The sequence below is a fragment of the Actinotignum sp. usb-actsch-213 genome (assembly GCF_059085665.1).
Genome location: NZ_JBHNSQ010000035.1, coordinates 168,441 through 186,603, shown reverse-complemented (window position 1 = coordinate 186,603; position 18,163 = coordinate 168,441). Strand labels below are relative to the sequence as shown.

Here is an 18,163-nt window from a genome sequence, read left to right as displayed (position 1 = left end):
ATGACTCTTCTCAAGCTCGAAGGGATCAGGAAAAGATTCGGCGCTACCCAAGCGCTTGGAGGAGTTTCCTTTGATCTGAACGCCGGAGAGATTCATGCCCTCATGGGAGAAAACGGCGCTGGCAAGTCAACGTTGATGAAAATTCTGGCGGGGAACCTGGCTGCCGATAGCGGAAAGATCTTCGTTGACGGTCAGGAAGTCCATATCTCATCTCCTAACGATGCACGTAAACACGGAATCGCAATCATCCACCAAGAGATTAATACCGTCCCAAATCTGACGGTGGCCGAGAACCTCTGCCTCGGCGTCGAACCACTCAGACACGGAATTCTTGACCGTGACAAGATGCGTTCGGATGCACGCGCTAAGTTATCGGCCATTGGAGTGGATATCGATGTCAACAGGCCTCTCGGCTCGTTCTCCATCGGTATGCAGCAGATGGTCGAAATTGCTCGTGCTGCTGCCGAGGACGCCCGCATTCTCGTTCTCGACGAGCCCACTGCCGCGCTTTCCCGAGCTGAAACAGAGGATCTTTTCAGAATTATTCGAGAGCAGCAGCAAAACGGCGTCGGCCTTATCTACATCACTCACCGTATGGAAGAAGTGTGGAAGTTAGCTGATAGGGTGTCCGTTCTTCGGGACGGAACGTCCGTCGGAACGCAGCTTCTAGCCGAATTAACGCCTGACGAAATCGTGCGAATGATGGTCGGTAGAAAAATCGGTGATCTCTACGAACATGCAGACCGTGCATCGGGCGAAGTGGTTCTTGAGGCAAAGGATCTCAAAGCTCCTGGGGTTGATGACGTCTCCTTCAAAGCTCGGGCTGGTCAAATTCTTGGATTTGCAGGATTGGTCGGCGCTGGGCGTTCGGAAACCGTCAGGCTACTTATGGGAGCAGATCCCATGAGTAGCGGCACGTTGCTACTCAAAGGCAAAAGCTATCATCCTAAAAGCCCCAAGGAGGCCCTGGGATCTGGCATTGCCATGGTGCCGGAATCCAGAAAGGAACAAGGTCTGTTCATGGATCACACAACGGCATCGAATATCTCGATTGCCTCTCTGAGCGACTTCACCAAACTCGGCGTGCTCGCGCGGGGCGCAATTCGAAAGAAAGTTCGCCAGATCATGGAAGTGCTCAATATTCGAAAGACCTCCACAAGTCTTCCGGTAAGAGCGCTTTCGGGAGGAAACCAACAAAAAGCACTTCTCGGCCGCACTCTCATGGCAGGTGCCGATCTTTTGATTTTCGATGAACCTACGCGCGGTGTTGACATCGGGGCGAAAAGGGAAATCTACGAGATCATGAATGATCTTGCTAAAGAAGGCAAAACCATCATCATGGTTTCTTCTGACCTCCCTGAAGTCCTGGGAATGTCTGATCGCATCATCGTTATGCGAAAAGGAAAAGTCGTGGGAGAACTCGATGCACGAGATGCCACAGAAGAATCGGTCATGAGCCTCGCGACCGGAGCAACAAAGGAACAAGCATGACTATAGAAGCTGCACCTCGACGGAAAATGAACTTCGCTGCGTGGTGGGATAAGGTTGGGATTCTCGCGGTCCTCGTCCTTCTCGTCGTGATTATGGCGCTCATCGCCCCGAACTTCATGTCGATGAACAATCTCATGAATATCGCCCGTTCGATCTCAATTAACGCGATCATTGCGGCAGGTATGACCTTCGTTATTATTACCGCCGGCATTGATCTCTCTGTCGGATCAATCGTTGCCGTATCGGGTGTAACCGCAGTACTGGCCTGTATCTCCGGTGCTCCAGCCATCATCGGGATAATCGCTGGCATTCTTGCCGGTGCAGTTGCGGGATGGGTAAACGGTGCTCTATCGGCGTATCTAGCCCTAGCGCCCTTTATCGTGACGCTCGGCATGATGACATTCCTCCGCGGCCTCGGATACACGCTGACCGGAGGCCAACCCATCGTGGACAACAAGCTGGCTTTCAGAGATCTTGGAAACGGATACATGGCTGGAATTCCAGTTCCCGTCATTGTAATGATCATTGTGTACATCATCTGCTGGTTCATTCTCGAACGAACGAAGTACGGTAGGCATGTTTACGCAGTCGGTGGTAATCCCGAGGCGGCACGCCTTGCTGGAATCAACGTCAAACGGGTACTTACCTCGGTTTATGTCATTGCAGGCGCGCTTTCAGGGCTTGCAGGAGTCATTTTCGCCGCACGCGTTGTTTCCGCGCAGCCGACCGCTGGTACCGGATACGAACTTGATGCTATCGCCGCGGTTGTTCTAGGTGGAACATCTCTTGCCGGCGGTAAGGGCAAGATCATCGGAACCCTCATCGGTGCGATCATTCTCGGAGTGCTCTCAACCGGCATGATTCTCATGAATGTCCAATTCTTCACCCAGCTACTAATTAAGGGCGTCGTCATTATTCTCGCCGTCGCCATTGACTCCCTCAAACAGAAGAGCACCAAGGCAGGAAAGTAGATGAAGACCCATAAAGTAATCAGTAATATCGAAGGAAAGCGTGCATTCGAGCCGATCTACTTCGATGAACCACAAGTGCTCACAGAATCCTTGTGGCTAGCACGAACCAATACTGGGGAGCAGATCCTTTGCCAACGATTGGCTGATCAGCCGGCTCCACAAGAGGCCACCAGATTTGTCACTACACTCAGTTTTGAGGACGAGGCAAGTTTCACACTGGATGAACCAGTCGAATCCGGAGAAGGAATCACAAAAGGACCCGGTACTGAAGCTGACTCATGGGCCCGCGTTAATACCGGCTACTTCGATATTGATGTGTGCACGGGTACCGCAGAGGGCACTGGTGCCTCAAAGTGGGGGCTCAAACACTTCCGCACCCTTGATGAGGGTATTGACCTCCTCCCCTCTGGAAACAATGCGATTGGTGGATTTTACGGCCCGTTCTTCACTCCTGAAAACGGACTCATCAATCCGCCAGAACACACAAAGGTGAAGATTGAGATCCTTGAAGACGGACCAGTCTTGCTTTCTTTCAGAATGCTAGGTGTGATACCAGACGGGCTCCTACCAGAGCTCCGGGGTAAAAACTTCTCAATCGAGTGGGCTTTCACTTATAGGACGCCTTGGTTCAGCCGGCGTTATCACGTAGATGATTTCCAAACTGTGATCAACGGACGTTCTGTAACTAACAAGATCACCGTTGGGGATGAATTCGAAGCCGGACAAGGAAAACTACTCTTTGATCGGTTTGCGTGCTACGGAGGATCCCGATATCGCAGCGGCGATCCTTATGCTGGGCACCTGGCCGACATGGTAGAGCAGACCATTTCTGACAGCACATTACCTCAGCGCAAGAAACTTGAAGAATTTAAGGCCGCCTTAACCGACGATATTGAGAACGCTCATTGGGATTTGTACTGGCGCCTATTCTCGACTTTCGAAGGGGCTTTAACAGACGAAACAATCCGCGACCGACTGGCAATTGTTCGCGAGAAATCATTTGTTGATGCAGAGCTGCGTGATTGGCGAGTCGATTCTGAACCTATCGACGTCCAGAAAGAGGAGCACGAAACTATCTTCCCCGGAGCTGCCAATAAGACAGTCGAATATGACACATCTACCGGCCGTGCAATGATCTGGTATACCTCGAAGCCATCGGGAGGCTTCCAGATCGTACAGCGCAAGCAGTCGGGATGGGGAAACTGGGGTACCAACCTCGAAAACGAATGCCCGGAGCTCCCTGTGGGTGTCGATATCAAAACGGCATACGGCAAATTCGCATCTAACTGGGAAGATATAGCCGACCAGTTAGCAACTCCTCCGGAAGTGCTTTAGGACCAAAGAATCCCATATGGCGGTTGCCGGATTTCTATATGTCCCAGAGTAGGACAGCACGGTTACCGTCTACAAAGCTGGGTGGCTGGCGCGATCATTCTCGCGCTAGCCACCCAGCTCCCTTTTACCAAGAAACCGATTCCTCCAGGTGTGATTCACGCCGGGAAATTGAGTGGGAGGGTGAGGTCGTATTGTTCTGCGTCATAGAGGTGGTCGGCTAGATCCACGATCTGCCCGGATTCATCGTAAGCGCTACGCCTCACTCGTAAGAGAGGGGCGCCGGATGCCACGTGTAAGAGTTCTGCTTCCGCGGGAGTTGCGCTGCGCGCGCTGATACGTTGGACTCCGCCTCGTAACACAATCCCGTGACTCTTGAAGAAAGCGTAGAGGCCTCCCGATGATATAGCGGTAAGCGAGGGAGCCAGATCGGCTGGGATCCAGTTACGCATAATCCCCATACGGTTTCCCTCCGCCCACCGCAAACGTTCTAAAGCCACGATTTCTTTACCTTCTAGGCAGTGCATATCGGCAGCTAGACCGCTATCGGCAAACACCACCAGATACTGGAGAACGTCCGTGCGCGGTTCACGGCCCGCGGCCCGTAAATCATCGGAAAGGCTTGCTAGGGAAGGATCCCTTTGGAAAACTCGTGGCATCACCCTGGTACCAACACGCGGGCGCCGTGAGAGTTTCCCCTCATCAGTCAGGACTTGTAATGCCCGCCGTAGCGTGGGGCGCGAGACACCCAGCCTGCGTGACATGGACACTTCGTCTTCAAGGAGCTGCCCGGGTAAAAGCGCGCCAGAGTCAATAAGACTCGCTAATGATTGCGTGATTTGCTGATGCAAAGGAGTGGAAGACCGAGAGTCGAAACTAATCCGGGGAGCAACCGGAACATCCAGCTGATCTGCATTCTCTTTTCCACGGGGTGTTGACATTAACGTGACCCTCTCACCCTTATTTGTTCACCTAATTGTAAACATAGCTGATAATCGTATGTTTGGCTAGCGTTTACGGCCTTTTAGCGCTTCAATAGCGGCCTTTATGGTCACCTTCATTCAAGTTTCTCACCCTCCCCTACTTATCCTTTGTATTTACAAGTAGGGGGTCTGGGGTTATTTTGGGAACAAATGAGACACCCCGCTGGTGGGGTGCTGGTTTGGACTCACAAAGGAGTGATAACGAATGGATATACCTCATTGGATTAATGGTGGCCTGTACACGGGCCAGCCGGAGGGAAAGATCGCGGTTGACGACCCGGCTAGTGGCGAGATTCGCGGGTATTTGTTGCAGGCGAGCCGTGAAGATCTTGACTACGCAGTAGGGATTGCGGTTGAAGCTCAAAAGGCTTGGGCTCGTACCTCGTTGGCGAAGCGTACCGAGATTATGTATCGGATGCGTCAGCTCGTCCTTGATCATCAAGACGAGATTGCGAAAGCGATTGTGGCTGAGCATGGTAAGGATTATTCGGATGCTATTGGGGAGATCCAGCGGGGGCGGGAGACCCTTGATTTTGCTTGCGGGATTAATGTTGCCCTGAAAGGTGAAACATCCTCGAATATTTCCACGGGGGTAGATATTCACACGCTGCGCCAGCCTCTTGGTGTTGTTGGCGGGATTTGCCCGTTTAATTTCCCGGTTATGGTGCCTATGTGGATGCACCCGATTGCGATTGCTACCGGTAATGCTTTTATTTTGAAGCCGGCACCGGCCACGCCTTCGGCTTCTCTTGTGATTGCGCGTTTGTATAAGGAAGCTGGTCTGCCTGACGGGATCTTCCAGGTTATTTCCGGGTCGAATGATTTCACGATGGCCATGATTGACCACCCGGATATCAAGGCTGTTTCTTTCGTGGGTTCAACCCCGGTTGCGAAACTGATTCAGGAGCGTGCGGTGCGGGCGGGCAAGCGTGTCCAAGCATTGGGCGGGGCTAATAATCATGCGATTGTTATGCCCGATGCTGATATCAACTTCGCTGGTAAACACCTTTCAGCTGCGGCTTTCGGAGCTGCTGGTGAACGCTGCATGGCATTACCTGTTGCTGTGGCTGTGGGCGGGGTTGGTGACAAACTAGCAAAAGCCGTCAAAGAACACGCTGAGCTTATCCGAGTGGGTTACGGCCTGGACGAAGGCGTGCAGATGGGCCCGGTTATCAACGCTCAGGCTAAAGAACGGATCATTGACGCGATTACTGATGCGGAAAGCAAAGGTGCGAAAGTCATCCTTGATGGGCGTTCTCTCAATGTGAGCGGGCATGAGAACGGGTATTTCCTTGGCCCAACTATTTGCACGCATGTCTCGCGCGATTCCATCCTGTATCGGCAAGAAACTTTCGGACCTGTCCTGGCAATCGTCGAGGTAGACACTTACGAAGAAGCCATCGCTCTTGTTAATTCCTCGCCTTACGGTAACGGAGCAGCGATCTTCACCAACGATGGTGGTCTGGCACGTCGTTTCGAGCTGGAAGTTGAAGCTGGCATGGTTGGTATCAACGTTCCTATCCCCACGCCCGTGGCTTACTACTCGTTTGGTGGATGGAAAGACTCTCTTATGGGCGATACCCATATTCACGGGCCCGAAGGCGTGCGATTCTACACGCGCGCGAAGGCCACAACGGTGCGGTGGCCTTCGGAGGGCACCTATGAAGCAACAATGTCGTTTGAACGCACCGAATAAACCACAGATAAGGAAGTGATGGACATGGTCGTCCATGATGTACTAACAATTGGACGCTGCGGCGTCGATATTTATCCCCTGCAAACCAACTGCACTCTCGAAGAAGTCACAACGTTCGGTAAATTCCTGGGAGGCTCTCCCACCAACGTGGCAGTAGCAGCAGCACGCCTGGGAGAAGACTGTGCCACCCTCACCGGGGTAGGTGATGACCCCTTCGGGCGGTGGGTACGCCTGGAAATGCGCCGACTTGGTGTATCGGATGAATACGTGATCGTTGACAAGACCCTGAACACGCCTGTTACTTTCTGCGAGATTATCCCACCTGAGCATTTCCCGTTCTTCTTCTACCGTGAGCCCTCGGCCCCTGACCTACAGATTAAGGACACGGACCTGGATGAAAACCAGGTGCGCGAGGCTAAACTCTTGTGGGTATCCGGGACCGGCCTGTGTGAGGAACCCTCTTACTCCACCCACATGAGCGCGCTTGACATGCGTGGGCGTAAAGACCACACCGTTTTCGATATGGACTGGCGTCCAATGTTTTGGGAATCGGTTGATCTAGCACGCCAGCGGTATGCGAAAGTCCTCGACTATGCGACAGTCGCGGTGGGTAACGTGGAAGAGTGTGAAATCGCGGTCGGGGAAACCGATCCACACCGGGCCGCAACAGCACTACTGGAACGCGGAGTACAAATCGCTGTAGTCAAGCAAGGCAGTAAGGGCACCCTCGCGAAATCGAGTACGGAAGAATTCTTCATTCCCGCGATGAATACCACCGTGGTTAACGGGGCTGGTGCCGGGGATGCTTTCGGTGGGTCCCTTGTTCACGGACTCTTACAGGGCTGGAGCCTTGAGAAAACGATCCGGTATGCCAACACTGCCGGCGCGATCGTCACCTCGCGTATCGAATGCTCCACCGCTATGCCCACCCAGGATGAAATCGAGCGCGTGCTGGCCGCGAATCACACTGACGCGCTACTCGAGACACCTCAATCAGCAGAAAGCAACCAGTAACCATGGATATTGCCAGGCTTATTGCAGGACGGCGTTGCCCGGGTTCTGCTCACAAAGCCTTGCTCAAACGCGAGCAACCCGCCACCCTGCTACCCAACGGGAAATTCCTTATTATGGCCGCGGATCACCCAGCCCGGGGCGCATTCGCCGCCGGCCCTAATCCGCGTGCTATGGAAGACCGTTTCGATCTACTCCAGCGCCTGTGTGATGCGCTTGCCGTGCCCGGGGTTTCCGGACTGTTAGGAACAGCCGACATTATTGAAGACCTCGCGCTGCTCGGAGTCTTGGACGGCAAATGGGTATACGGGTCGATGAATCGTGCAGGACTGGCCGGCGCGGCCTGGGAACTGGATGACCGTATCACGGGCTATACCGCTAGAGGAGTAGCCAAAGCAGGCCTGCAAGGCGGGAAAATCCTTCTCCGTATTGCCTACGACGAAACAGAAACCGTGAGCACTTTGGAGATGGCCGGGAAAGTAGTCACCGACCTTTCCCGACGCCAACGCATTGCTATGGTCGAACCCTTCATATCACGGCGCGAAGACAAACAGGTAGTCAATGATGTGTCTACCGATGCCGTTACCCGCTCGATAGCAATCGCTTCAGGTTTGGGGAGCAACAGTGCCTACACGGTACTCAAACTCCCCGACACTCCCGACCTGGAACGCTTCGCGAGGGCGACTACCCTACCCATCGTTATCCTCGGCGGGGAAGTCAGCAATGATGCTGCCAAAACCCTCCACAGGTGGGCTCTCCTCTTGGAGATCCCCAACGTGATCGGCCTGGTCATTGGCCGGTCATTGCTCTATCCACAATCGGGCGACGTTCAAGGCGCCGTGGCCAACGCCGCCCAGCTCCTCTCCTAAAGAGGCTCATATATTGAAGGAGCACTCATGACTCTGACAACAGGAGGTCTCCTCGGTGTCGCTCTAGCAGCGATCGCCGTCTTGCTCTTCCTTATTATCGTATTCAAAGTCAACGCTACAGTCGCACTGATTCTGGTATCAGCCCTGACTGCTATTGCTACCGGGGTCCCAGTCAGCGAGCTATTCGATATGCTCTTGACCGGTTTCTCGGGCACCGTTGGCAAACTCGCTCTCATCATCGGGTTCGGAGCAATTATCGGGCGTATGCTTGAACAATCCGGGGGTGCTGAAGTACTCGCCCAAACCCTGCTGCGTTGGTTCGGGGAAAAACGAGCACCTTTAGCACTCTCAGTAGCTTCGCTCTTGTTCGGCTTCCCAATTTTCTTCGACGCCGGACTCATTGTCATGTTCCCGATCATCTTCTCCGTTGCCCGCCGCCTGGGCGGACCAGTACTCTTGTATGCCTTACCGGCAGCTGGAGCGTTCCAGGTCATGCACGGACTCATGCCGCCCCATCCCGGCCCGGTGGCCGCGGCTACCACGATGAACATTAATATCGGGACCGTGCTCCTGGTCGGTCTAATCGTTGCGATTCCCACGTGGTATCTAGCCGGTTACCGCTTCGCGTTGTGGCTCTCGAAGAGGTTCGATGTTCCCATCCCCAACGTTTTGGGATCTAAAGAATCTGGGCGTGAACTACCCGGGAAAGAGCCCGGCTTCGCAACCGTTCTCTTTATTCTCATGCTCCCGATCCTGTTGATTACCGGTAACACGGTGACTAGTACTTTGCAGTCAGCTGGTATCATCCCAGAACACGCGGCGTGGGCAAGCGCCCTGAAATTCTTCGGTGAAACCGCGGTAGCCCTGTTCGTTACCGCTCTGGTTGCATCAATCATTTTGGGTTATGTACGTAAAGTACCCTGGAAGAATATCGACAAGATCAACGACGCTGGGTTCAAGTCCGTGGCAGCGATCGTCATGGTGGCCGGTGCTGGCGGTATGTTCGGGTCCGTGTTACGTGAAACCGGTATTGGTACCGCGCTTGCTAACACGCTAGCTGATCTTGGTATTCCCCTGCTCCTGGCTGCCTACCTTATCTCCCTGGCACTACGAGTCGCACAAGGCTCAGCAACCGTGGCCATCCAGACCACCGCAGCCTTGCTAGCAGCAACTGTGGCGGGGGCCGGACTCAACGACATCCAAACCGCGCTCGTTGTCGTGGCAATGGGAGCAGGATCGTTCTTCGCTTCCCACGTCAACGATTCCGGGTTCTGGCTAGTAGGCGGTTTCCTCCAAGTAGATACGAAAACGAATCTGAAGATGTGGACCACGTTCACCTCGGTCATATCCCTCGTATCCTTCGGTTTCTGCACTCTGGTCTACCTCATCGTCTAGAAAGACTCTCATTCACATAACCACGTGTGCGCACCCGCGGGCTGGATCTACACCCACCACGGGTGCGTACATGTTTAACTTCCTCACGCACACCCTGAATGACATGCTCTCGTGGACGTCAAGCACGAGTTAAATCCGCACGACTAGCGCAATTGTCAAGCGCAAGTTAAAACTGCACGCCCTCAACAAACGGGCAACCTCGCCCGGCGCCCAAGTGCCCCTATCGGTACCACCACTCAACACCCGCCGGTGGTCGGGCTGTTTAGAACGGGTTTTTGAAGCACCGTGGTGAGCATCGTGAAGCGCGATTACCCTAGTTGGTGTTGATCTGACTGGACCTTGCTAAGGCTTGATCGGTCTGGGAGGCGTAGCTGCCACTGTCGGCTTGGCTCTGATTGGCCGTCACCAGCAGTTCCGACGGCATTTATGTGCCTCAAGATCCATATGAGATATTTTCGGTCGTTGCTTACGCTTGCCCCACCAACGTTGGACTATTGGTCGGCGGGCACGCCCGCCGGTGGCGGTGTGTTTTGAGTGGTGGTACCGATAGGGGCACTTAGGCGCCGGGCGAGGTTGCCGTTTGTTGAGGGCGTGCAGATTCAACTTGCGCTAGGCCTGCGGTTCGTGCTCGGCCTGGTGGTCTGGCAGTACTAGAAAGTCTGGCTAACCATTATCGAAAGTGTTTCACGGCCTTCACATCTTGCTTCACGATCTCCACCATGGCGCTTCAAAATACCCGTTCTATACAGGTCGGCGTTACTGCCATCCCACAGGCCAACCACTGGCCGGGCAGCCGTGTCAACAGTAGATGGATATATTGTCGAAGAAGCTACTGGACTCCTCATCTAAAAAGTCAATGAACTCCAAGTCCAAATACACGAAAATCCCACGTAGCTGGCGGAGCTATGACGCGGGACATCACAACAGTGCCCCCGGCAGGACTTGAACCCGCGACCGATGGATTATGAGTCCACTGCTCTAACCTGCTGAGCTACGGGGGCAGCGCGTAAATTCTAACAGCTCCTAATTGGTCTGGGTCCCAATCATCAGGCTCATCTTTCATATCCAAGAAAACAGGTAGAATATGGGGGCGTTCCGGCCTTTAGAGTGCGTCAGACCGGAACGCCCAGCTTTTGAAAAATAGAAACTTGTCGTCTAAATCTATGCGCGTACTTCGCGTAGCAGCGTCGCGATTTTCTCCGAATCCTCCGCGCTCAACGGGACCTGCGGGGCACGCATCAACGGCGAGCACTCCACCCCGCACAAACGCACCCCCTCCTTAATCGCAGCAATGAAAATATCACCGATCTCATACACCGCAGCCAAACGCGTAATCTTCCCCAACTCCGCGGCAGCGCCCGTAACATCCCCGGCCTCATACGCCGCATGCATCGCCGCAAATACCTCAGGAATCAAATTCGTCAGACCAGAGAGCACCCCGGCCCCGCCACACACCCGATTCCCAATGTAATACTCATCAAAACCAGAAAGCACCGCAAAATCCGCACGCACCTTCTTCACCTCACGAATCACCCGCCGCGTATGACTCTGAGTATCCACCGTATCCTTGAGCGCCACAATATTTTCGTGGCGGGCGGCCAGCTCAGCCACCAACTCCGGACTCAAATCCGCACCCGTACGCTCCGGGAAGTTGTAAAGCATCACCGGGAGCTGCGTTGCGCCCGCAACCGCGTCATAAAAATCAAGGGCCCGCCCATACGAATGCCCGAAATAGAAGGGCGGAAGAGCCACCACGCCATCCACACCAGCAACCTCAGCAGCCGCGACATTCTCCAGCACCTCACCCAGCCGCGCCGCGCTCACCCCGGCCAACACCTGGAAACGCCCCGCGGCCTGCTTGACCGCGAACTTCAAGAACTCGGCCTTCTCCTCAGTAGCAAAGGAGAAAAACTCCCCGATCGAGCCGAAGAAGAGCACCCCGTTGAGCCCGGACTCGGCAAGACGATCAATATGGGCGGCCATCGCCGGATAATCAATCGCACCCGAATCGTCGATCAACGTGACCGACGGGCAATACACACCAGAAAACATTCCAACCCCTTCCAGGTTTGGGCAAATAAAAGCTACCCATTTCCATGTCTCACGCATCATTGCGACTTGCTTCGAACGATAACAGGAAGAATGCGAATCCATACCCGCGCAAAACACTAGAAGACAATAAGTTGCCGTAGGAAACATCGCTGACCGGCGCGCTGAATCATTGAACACGCCGGCCAGCGATAGCCCTACGTTAGGACCAATTCAAATTATTGAATTTACACTACAACAGGAAGAGTCCAAGACCCCAAACCAGAACTAGCCCAACAATGGAGATCAAACATGTCATCACTGTCCAGGTCTTAAACATCTCGGGAAGAGTGAACCCAAAGTACTCTTTTACCAGCCAAAGGCCCGCGTCGTTTACGAAGGAGAAAATAAACGACCCAGCACCGATTGCAAGGACAAGAAGACCTGTTTGGATCGGATCATAAGCAAGTGCAGTGGCTGTCGGCTCCAGAATGCCGGCAGTAGTAATGGCCGAAACGGTCGAGGACCCTGTAGCCACACGCACGAACACCGCAATCACCCAAGCGATCAAGATGATCGATATATTTGTGTTTTCTACAAACTTAGTGATCATATCTCCAATGCCGGTATCAATCAGAAGGTTCTTGAAACCGCCACCAGCTCCGAGGATAAATACAATTCCAGCAATGGGACGTAACGATTTCCCGGCTTCATCGTTAAGCTTTTCCCACGGGTACCTTGTCGTAACGAAAAGCGTGAGAGATGCAAATACCAGTGAAATCAGAAGGGCAATCTCGGGATTCCCGATAAACTGCAAAATCTGAGCACCCATTTCCTTGGAATCGTGAAGGTCAGGGCGGACCATCATGATAATCGAAGTGATCAAGAGAAGAATGGCCGGCATGGTGACACAAAGCAAAGACAACCCGAAGGAAGGCTTACGACGGCCTTCAACACCGTCCTCTTTATCCGCCATAGCGAACGTGTCCGGTGCACCGCGCGGCACGATGCGCGTCGAGTACTTCGCGAACAGCGGTCCGCAGATAATAACAAGAGGAATAGCAAGGACAATGCCCATACCCATCGTGATGCCCATGGAACCATTCTCAAAGGTTTGGAGAGCGGCGGTGGGCCCGGGGTGTGGAGGAACGAGTGCCTGCATTGCACAGAGGCCCGCCAGGGCTGGCATCGCGATCATCATAAGGGGCATCTTAGATTTCCGCGTAACCATGATGATCACCGGAGCCATGATGATCAGTCCAACATCGAAGAACAGGGGCAACCCAATAAGAGACCCGATGAGAGCCATTGTCCAAGGGAGCATCTTGCGAGACGACTTCGAAATCAGAACGTCAACTAAAACGCCGGTTGCTCCCGTTACCATCAAAACCGCACCCAGCATTGCACCGATACCGACTAGAATACCGACACTTTTAGTGGTGTCTCCAAAGCCGTCAAGGAAGGCGTGGACGGTGTTCATCAGCCCGAACCCGGACCCAATTCCGGTAATCAGGGCCGCAAGCATAATCGCGAGGAAGGGGTGAACTTTCGCCCAGCTAACCAAAATAATGAGGATGGCAACGCCGGTTACGATACTAATGAGAAGTGCCGCCGGGTTAAGACTTACTTCCGGGATATCGCGAGCGAAAGGTAAAAGTCCCTGGGGTATTGAGCTTTGTAGCTGACTCACACCTACAAGTAAAGCATTCATCTATATTTCCTTTTTCTGACGAGTGCAGCGTCCGCACCGCCGCACGCGGGGAATCCAAATGGATTACCAATAGCAAGCAGCGACAGCTATTTATTTAGCCCGCGTGCGGCAGTGGAACGTGGTTTTCCCGGGAGAATTAGCCTCGGTAGAGGTACTTTTCAGCGGTTTCCTGAGTCATCTCAGCACCGTTGCCGGGAGCCGTTTGCGGCATATAGTTGCCATTCTTGATAACTGTCGGGTGCACAAAGTGTTCATGTTGGTTATCAACGTACTCAATCAACCGGTTCTCCATAGTTCCGGATACCGCGACATAATCAAACATCGCAAAGTGCGCCACAGCTTCGCATAGACCAACGCCGCCAGCGTGCGGACAGACAGGCTTATTAAACTTCTTGGCAAGCAGGTATTCGATGACCAGTTCCTGCGGGCCCGCAACACGGGTTGCATCAATCTGCATGATTCCAAACGCATTCATTTGGAGATACTGCTTGAACATGATCCTGTTCTGCATATGTTCGCCAGTTGCTACAGGAATCGGATTAATAGCGCGTGCAATGGTTGCGTGTCCCACCACATCATCCGGCGAAGTTGGCTCTTCAACCCATGCCAAATCGAAATCATGGAATTCATTAATCCAAGAAATCGCATCAGGGACGTCCCACACCTGGTTAGCATCAACAGCCAGCTTCACATCAGGACCAATAGCTTCGCGAGCCAAGCCAAGACGCCGAATATCGTCTTCGACGCGGCGCCCCACCTTCAGCTTGATAAGCTTGAACCCTTTTTCTTGAGTCTCTTCCTTACACAGCGAGACCATCTTTTCATCTGAGTAGCCTAGCCAACCCGCAGCAGTGGAATACCCGGGGTAGCCATTTTCAAGAAGGTTGGCAATTCTTTCTTGCTTACCACGCTGACCGTCCTTTAGAAACTCAATAGCTTCTTCCGGGCGAAGTGCATCAGAAAGATAACGGAAATCAAGGGTTGCGACCAACTCTTCCGGTTCCATTTCACCCAGCAGGCGCCACAGAGGCTTTCCAGCACGCTTGGCTTTAATATCCCAAAGCGCTGAGAGCAATGCACCGATAGCCATATGCTCCACGCCCTTCTCGGGACCAAGCCACCGCAGTTGGGAATCCCCTACGAGCAGATCCCACGCGAGTCGCATATTGTCGAGCAGCTCTTCAACATTACGCCCGACGAGCGTGTGAGCCATAGAGTTCATTGCCGCGCAAACGACATCATTTCCACGACCAATGGTGAACACAAACCCAACACCGATAATTCCATCATCAGCGTCAGTAGAAATCTCTACATAAGCCGACGAGTAGTCAGGGTCAGGATTCATCGCGTCCGAGCCAGAGAGCGTGTTAGATGTGGGGAATCGAAAATCGTACGTTTTTACGCCGGTAATCTTACTCACGAGTAAACTCCTTTGTTTTAGTTACCCACCGTGGAAGTTCCACGTCATGAACCCTAGTCCCATTTGGGGAACTATCCTAGGACCTTTTGCGACCAAGATTTGCACCCAGTGCGTAAAACTGCACAAATACGCGAGTTTAGAATTTAGGTATGACACACTTCACACATCCTCATAATCTCGCCAAAGCTACAGGAAATAATAATTTCAGAGTCAAAACGAATGCGGGGCGACTCTTCCCCCATGACTTTGAATCGTTTCCGGTTCCTCAAGGCTCCTTACGATGAGGAGGCGCACAAGCAACAGCCAACCATCTACAATTGAGTTCCATAAAATGGAACTGGTGGTCCGTATCAATCTAGAAGAAGGTTCTTCTCTTGAGTACCAAACAGAGCCCGAGCGCAGCCGATAAAACTCTCATTGTTCTTCAGGCAGCACTGCAACACCCCCGTTTTACCGACATCGTTAACGCGACCGGCCTGGCAAAATCTAGTGTGCATCGCCTTCTCCAAACTTTGGTGAAGTACGAGTTCATTGCGGTAAGCCCGGACGGAAACTATTACGCCGGACCGGCTGCTTTGTCACTCGCCGCAACAGCATTCGAAAGAATCGACATCTCTCAACAAACGAAACCCTACATCCAACAACTTGCCCGCGAAGTTGGGTGCCAAGTACACATTGGGGCGAGGAACGGTAAGGATGCCGTTTATGTTGCCATACAAGAAACTGATACCCCGTACCGCATACCATCACGAATTGGGGATCGGCTTCCTCTCCATTCAACTTCAATTGGTAAGTGTTTCCTCGCCGATGAAGAGGATGAGGCCATCATTCGTTACGTGGCAGAGATGCAACTCCCTAAACATACACCCCGAACTATTTCGACAACCGCTGAACTGATAAAAGAAATCGACACAGTTCGTGACCGTGGATTCGCTATTGACGACGAAGAGAATGTGCCCGGAATTCGGTGTGTTGCCGTCCCTATTCGCAACCATCTTGGACGTGTGAACCATGCATTATCAATCACGACTTTAACATTGGAGAAAAGCATGGATGAAGTCATTGCTTTGGTTCCCCAAGTTAAACAAACCGCAGCAAAGATCTCGCGTTCTCTTGGTGCTAAAGAATCCTGAGAATAATCAACAGAGTAGTTGGAGTTAGCTACCCCAGCTCCATCCGTTCCTCGCAGGTGCGACGCTGTGCCTCGAGTTCCATGAGGCGGGCGAAATGCTGCTGGTAGGCGGCGTCCTCCGGGTTGGTGCGCTGAAGCGCAGAGCGTACGTCCTCAATCTGGCGCAGCACACCCAAACGAATGAGCGCGAGGGCAATCCCCCACACGTAGTGCGGGAGGCGCTGCACATCGGTCTCCGGAAGCGGCTCGGCCGCGAGCTGGGAAATCACTCCGGCCAGCTCCGGGCCACCGGCCGCGAGCACCGCCTCCACATAAGCGGCGCTCGCCTGGGGCTCGGCATGTTCTACGTCCATACCTGCGCCGGTCAGCTGCGCGAAGCGCTCGGCGAATACCCGGGTTCCCCCCGCCGCCCGAATCGCCGTATGAATGGCGTGGTGCACCGGATGGGTGAAGGTATGCGGGGGCAGATTGTCCATCTCCGCCCGCGCTGCAAAAGCCGGAAGCTGAAGATAAATCTCCAGTGCGGCCCGCTCCACTTTTTCGGTAGGGTCACGCAACTGCGACACCGGTGGCAAGGTCACCGCCTGGTACGACGGCGCATTCCCCGGCTGCACCGCGACTCCCGCCTGCTGTGTACCACCCACCGCTAGCGCCCCCGGGGCATTCTCACTAGCCGCCTCGAGCACGGCACGCGCCTGGGCCCGCCCCTGACGCCCGGCCTCCGCCACCGCCTGGCGCACCACATGCTCATCCATACCGAGCCAGCCGGCCAGATTCCGGGTGTATTCCCCGCGCAGGACCCGGTCCCGAATTCCGGCCACAATCGGAGCGCTCACTCGCAGCCCGGCACTGCGTCCCTCCGCGGTGGTGAGGGGAAGATCCTCAATAAGAGAACGAATTGCGAATTCAAAGAGGGGCCGCCGCCCGGCGATCACCTCGCGCAGCGCCTCATCGCCGCGCTGGAGCCGCACATCGCAGGGATCTAGATTATCCGGCGCTATCGCCACATAGGTTTGGGTGGCAAAAGCCTGATCTTCCCCGAAGGCGCGCAAAGCAGCCTTCTGGCCGGCGCTATCGCCGTCGAAGGTAAAAATAACTTCCCCGCCGTAAGCCTTCCCGGAGGACAGCACCACCCCGGCGGCCGGATTGGCGCCGTCGCCCAAAAGCCGCCGCACGATTTTCACGTGCTCGGCACCGAAAGCTGTACCACACGTCGCTACCGCCGTTGTGATTCCGGCTAGGTGCGCGGCCATGACGTCCGTATAGCCCTCCACGATCACCACGGAACGCGAGGTCGCGATCTCCTTTTTCGCGAGGTTGAGGCCGTAAAGCACCTGCGATTTCTTGTAGATAGGAGTTTCGGGAGTATTGAGGTATTTCGGGCCGCGGTCATCTTCCCCGAGGCGGCGCGCCCCGAAACCGATAGGTTCGCCCGTAATGGAGAAAATCGGCCACATGAGCCGCCCGCGGAAACGGTCGTAAAGCCCGCGGTTGCCCCGGGTGGCCAGGCCCGCCGTTTCGATTTCCCGGTCGGAAAAGCCGTGGCTGCGCAGGTGCGTATAGAGCGCGTCCCAAGAATCCGGGGCGTAACCGCATTCAAAATGGTCAATGGCCGCCCGCTCAAAGCCGCGTTCAGTTAGCAAAGTGCGGGCCGGTGCCGCGGCCGGAGTATCGAATTGCGCGCGATAGAACTGTAAAGCTACCCGGTGGGCATCGATAAGGCGCCGCTTGGGGGGCTCCCCGGGCTTACGCTCACGCGCGCCCTCATAATGCAGCTCGATTCCAGCGCGCCGCGCCAGCAGCTCGACCGCCTCCACAAAGTCAATACTTTCAGCCCGTTGCACGAAAGCGAAAACGTCGCCGCCTTCCCCGCAGCCGAAGCAATGCCAGCGCCCCAGGTTCGGGCGCACGTGGAAGGACGGAGTTTTCTCATCATGGAAGGGGCACAGGCCTTTGAGAGAGTCCACCCCACCGGGGCGCAGGGCCACGTACTGGGAGGCGACGTCGTCGATCCGCACCGCGGCGCGCACCCGATCGATGTCTTCCCTTTTGATGAGCCCGGCCATGCCGCCTAGTCTAAGCGAGGCCGCGGCGCAGCGCACGTGAGGACCGTGCTGCTCCACG

At 54.4% G+C, this 18,163-nt stretch carries 13 protein-coding genes and 1 tRNA gene; 8 read left to right on the top strand and 6 right to left on the bottom strand.

Annotation, left to right across the window (positions count from 1 at the left end; all coding sequences use genetic code 11):
• Genes AC5RK6_RS04360 through AC5RK6_RS04350 form a run of 3 tightly spaced genes read left to right on the top strand, consistent with a single transcriptional unit; the run spans position 1 to position 3,797 of the window.
• Positions 1-1,491, top strand: coding sequence for a sugar ABC transporter ATP-binding protein (locus tag AC5RK6_RS04360; RefSeq protein WP_320757658.1), 1,491 nt, complete (start codon positions 1-3; stop codon positions 1,489-1,491).
• Positions 1,488-2,462: an ABC transporter permease gene (locus AC5RK6_RS04355; RefSeq protein ID WP_016442590.1), complete on the top strand. Its 975-nt coding sequence runs from the start codon at positions 1,488-1,490 to the stop codon at positions 2,460-2,462. The genes AC5RK6_RS04360 and AC5RK6_RS04355 overlap by 4 nt, the downstream gene beginning before the upstream one ends.
• Positions 2,463-3,797, top strand: a complete 1,335-nt coding sequence (locus AC5RK6_RS04350) for a hypothetical protein (RefSeq protein ID WP_320757657.1) — start codon at positions 2,463-2,465, stop codon at positions 3,795-3,797.
• Between the two features lie 155 nt (positions 3,798-3,952).
• On the opposite strand, the gene AC5RK6_RS04345 is transcribed toward AC5RK6_RS04350, so the two are convergent.
• Positions 3,953-4,735, bottom strand: a complete 783-nt coding sequence (locus tag AC5RK6_RS04345) for a GntR family transcriptional regulator (RefSeq protein ID WP_435730730.1) — start codon at positions 4,733-4,735, stop codon at positions 3,953-3,955.
• Positions 4,736-4,982: 247 nt separating this feature from the next.
• Between AC5RK6_RS04345 and AC5RK6_RS04340 the strand changes: the two genes are divergently transcribed.
• From AC5RK6_RS04340 to AC5RK6_RS04325, 4 genes are read left to right on the top strand one after another with little or no spacing between them, the layout of a single operon-like run.
• Positions 4,983-6,473, top strand: coding sequence for a CoA-acylating methylmalonate-semialdehyde dehydrogenase (locus AC5RK6_RS04340; RefSeq protein WP_320757655.1), 1,491 nt, complete (start codon positions 4,983-4,985; stop codon positions 6,471-6,473).
• A 24-nt stretch (positions 6,474-6,497) separates the two neighbouring features.
• Entirely contained in the window at positions 6,498-7,487 is a 990-nt protein-coding gene (gene iolC / locus AC5RK6_RS04335) for a 5-dehydro-2-deoxygluconokinase (RefSeq protein ID WP_274732662.1), read from the top strand.
• Positions 7,488-7,489: 2 nt separating this feature from the next.
• Entirely contained in the window at positions 7,490-8,353 is an 864-nt protein-coding gene (locus AC5RK6_RS04330; RefSeq protein WP_274736179.1) for a Cgl0159 family (beta/alpha)8-fold protein, read from the top strand.
• Positions 8,354-8,380: 27 nt separating this feature from the next.
• Complete coding sequence (locus AC5RK6_RS04325) at positions 8,381-9,748, top strand: GntP family permease (RefSeq protein WP_016442584.1); 1,368 nt, start codon at positions 8,381-8,383, stop codon at positions 9,746-9,748.
• 927 nt (positions 9,749-10,675) lie between these two features.
• On the opposite strand, the gene AC5RK6_RS04320 is transcribed toward AC5RK6_RS04325, so the two are convergent.
• From AC5RK6_RS04320 to AC5RK6_RS04305, 4 genes are all read right to left on the bottom strand, one after another.
• Positions 10,676-10,749 (bottom strand) — tRNA-Ile (locus AC5RK6_RS04320).
• Between the two features lie 160 nt (positions 10,750-10,909).
• On the bottom strand, positions 10,910-11,860 hold the full coding sequence (locus AC5RK6_RS04315) for a dihydrodipicolinate synthase family protein (RefSeq protein WP_435730731.1): 951 nt from the start codon (positions 11,858-11,860) through the stop codon (positions 10,910-10,912).
• A 169-nt stretch (positions 11,861-12,029) separates the two neighbouring features.
• Positions 12,030-13,487 (bottom strand): GntP family permease, encoded by a 1,458-nt coding sequence (locus AC5RK6_RS04310; RefSeq protein WP_016442581.1) that lies wholly within the window; start codon positions 13,485-13,487, stop codon positions 12,030-12,032.
• A gap of 136 nt (positions 13,488-13,623) precedes the next feature.
• Positions 13,624-14,907 (bottom strand): enolase C-terminal domain-like protein, encoded by a 1,284-nt coding sequence (locus AC5RK6_RS04305; protein WP_016442580.1) that lies wholly within the window; start codon positions 14,905-14,907, stop codon positions 13,624-13,626.
• Between the two features lie 374 nt (positions 14,908-15,281).
• On the opposite strand from AC5RK6_RS04305, the gene AC5RK6_RS04300 reads away from it, so the two are divergent.
• Entirely contained in the window at positions 15,282-16,040 is a 759-nt protein-coding gene (locus AC5RK6_RS04300; protein ID WP_016442577.1) for an IclR family transcriptional regulator, read from the top strand.
• A gap of 28 nt (positions 16,041-16,068) precedes the next feature.
• On the opposite strand, the gene dnaG is transcribed toward AC5RK6_RS04300, so the two are convergent.
• The gene (gene dnaG, locus AC5RK6_RS04295) at positions 16,069-18,105 is read right to left on the bottom strand and encodes a DNA primase (protein WP_320757823.1); all 2,037 of its coding nucleotides are present in this window, start codon (positions 18,103-18,105) and stop codon (positions 16,069-16,071) included.
• Positions 18,106-18,163 lie beyond the last annotated feature (58 nt).

Excerpts from the sequence above, each read along its gene's own strand:
- AC5RK6_RS04325 (WP_016442584.1), top strand. The coding sequence starts at position 8,381 with ATGACTCTGACAACAGGAGGTCTCCTCGGTGTCGCTCTAGCAGCGATC.
- AC5RK6_RS04340 (WP_320757655.1), top strand. The coding sequence starts at position 4,983 with ATGGATATACCTCATTGGATTAATGGTGGCCTGTACACGGGCCAGCCG.
- dnaG (WP_320757823.1), bottom strand. The coding sequence starts at position 18,105 with ATGGCCGGGCTCATCAAAAGGGAAGACATCGATCGGGTGCGCGCCGCG.
- AC5RK6_RS04330 (WP_274736179.1), top strand. The coding sequence starts at position 7,490 with ATGGATATTGCCAGGCTTATTGCAGGACGGCGTTGCCCGGGTTCTGCT.
- AC5RK6_RS04310 (WP_016442581.1), bottom strand. The coding sequence starts at position 13,487 with ATGAATGCTTTACTTGTAGGTGTGAGTCAGCTACAAAGCTCAATACCC.
- AC5RK6_RS04315 (WP_435730731.1), bottom strand. The coding sequence starts at position 11,860 with ATGATGCGTGAGACATGGAAATGGGTAGCTTTTATTTGCCCAAACCTG.
- AC5RK6_RS04350 (WP_320757657.1), top strand. The coding sequence starts at position 2,463 with ATGAAGACCCATAAAGTAATCAGTAATATCGAAGGAAAGCGTGCATTC.
- AC5RK6_RS04355 (WP_016442590.1), top strand. The coding sequence starts at position 1,488 with ATGACTATAGAAGCTGCACCTCGACGGAAAATGAACTTCGCTGCGTGG.
- AC5RK6_RS04360 (WP_320757658.1), top strand. The coding sequence starts at position 1 with ATGACTCTTCTCAAGCTCGAAGGGATCAGGAAAAGATTCGGCGCTACC.
- AC5RK6_RS04345 (WP_435730730.1), bottom strand. The coding sequence starts at position 4,735 with ATGTCAACACCCCGTGGAAAAGAGAATGCAGATCAGCTGGATGTTCCG.
- iolC (WP_274732662.1), top strand. The coding sequence starts at position 6,498 with ATGGTCGTCCATGATGTACTAACAATTGGACGCTGCGGCGTCGATATT.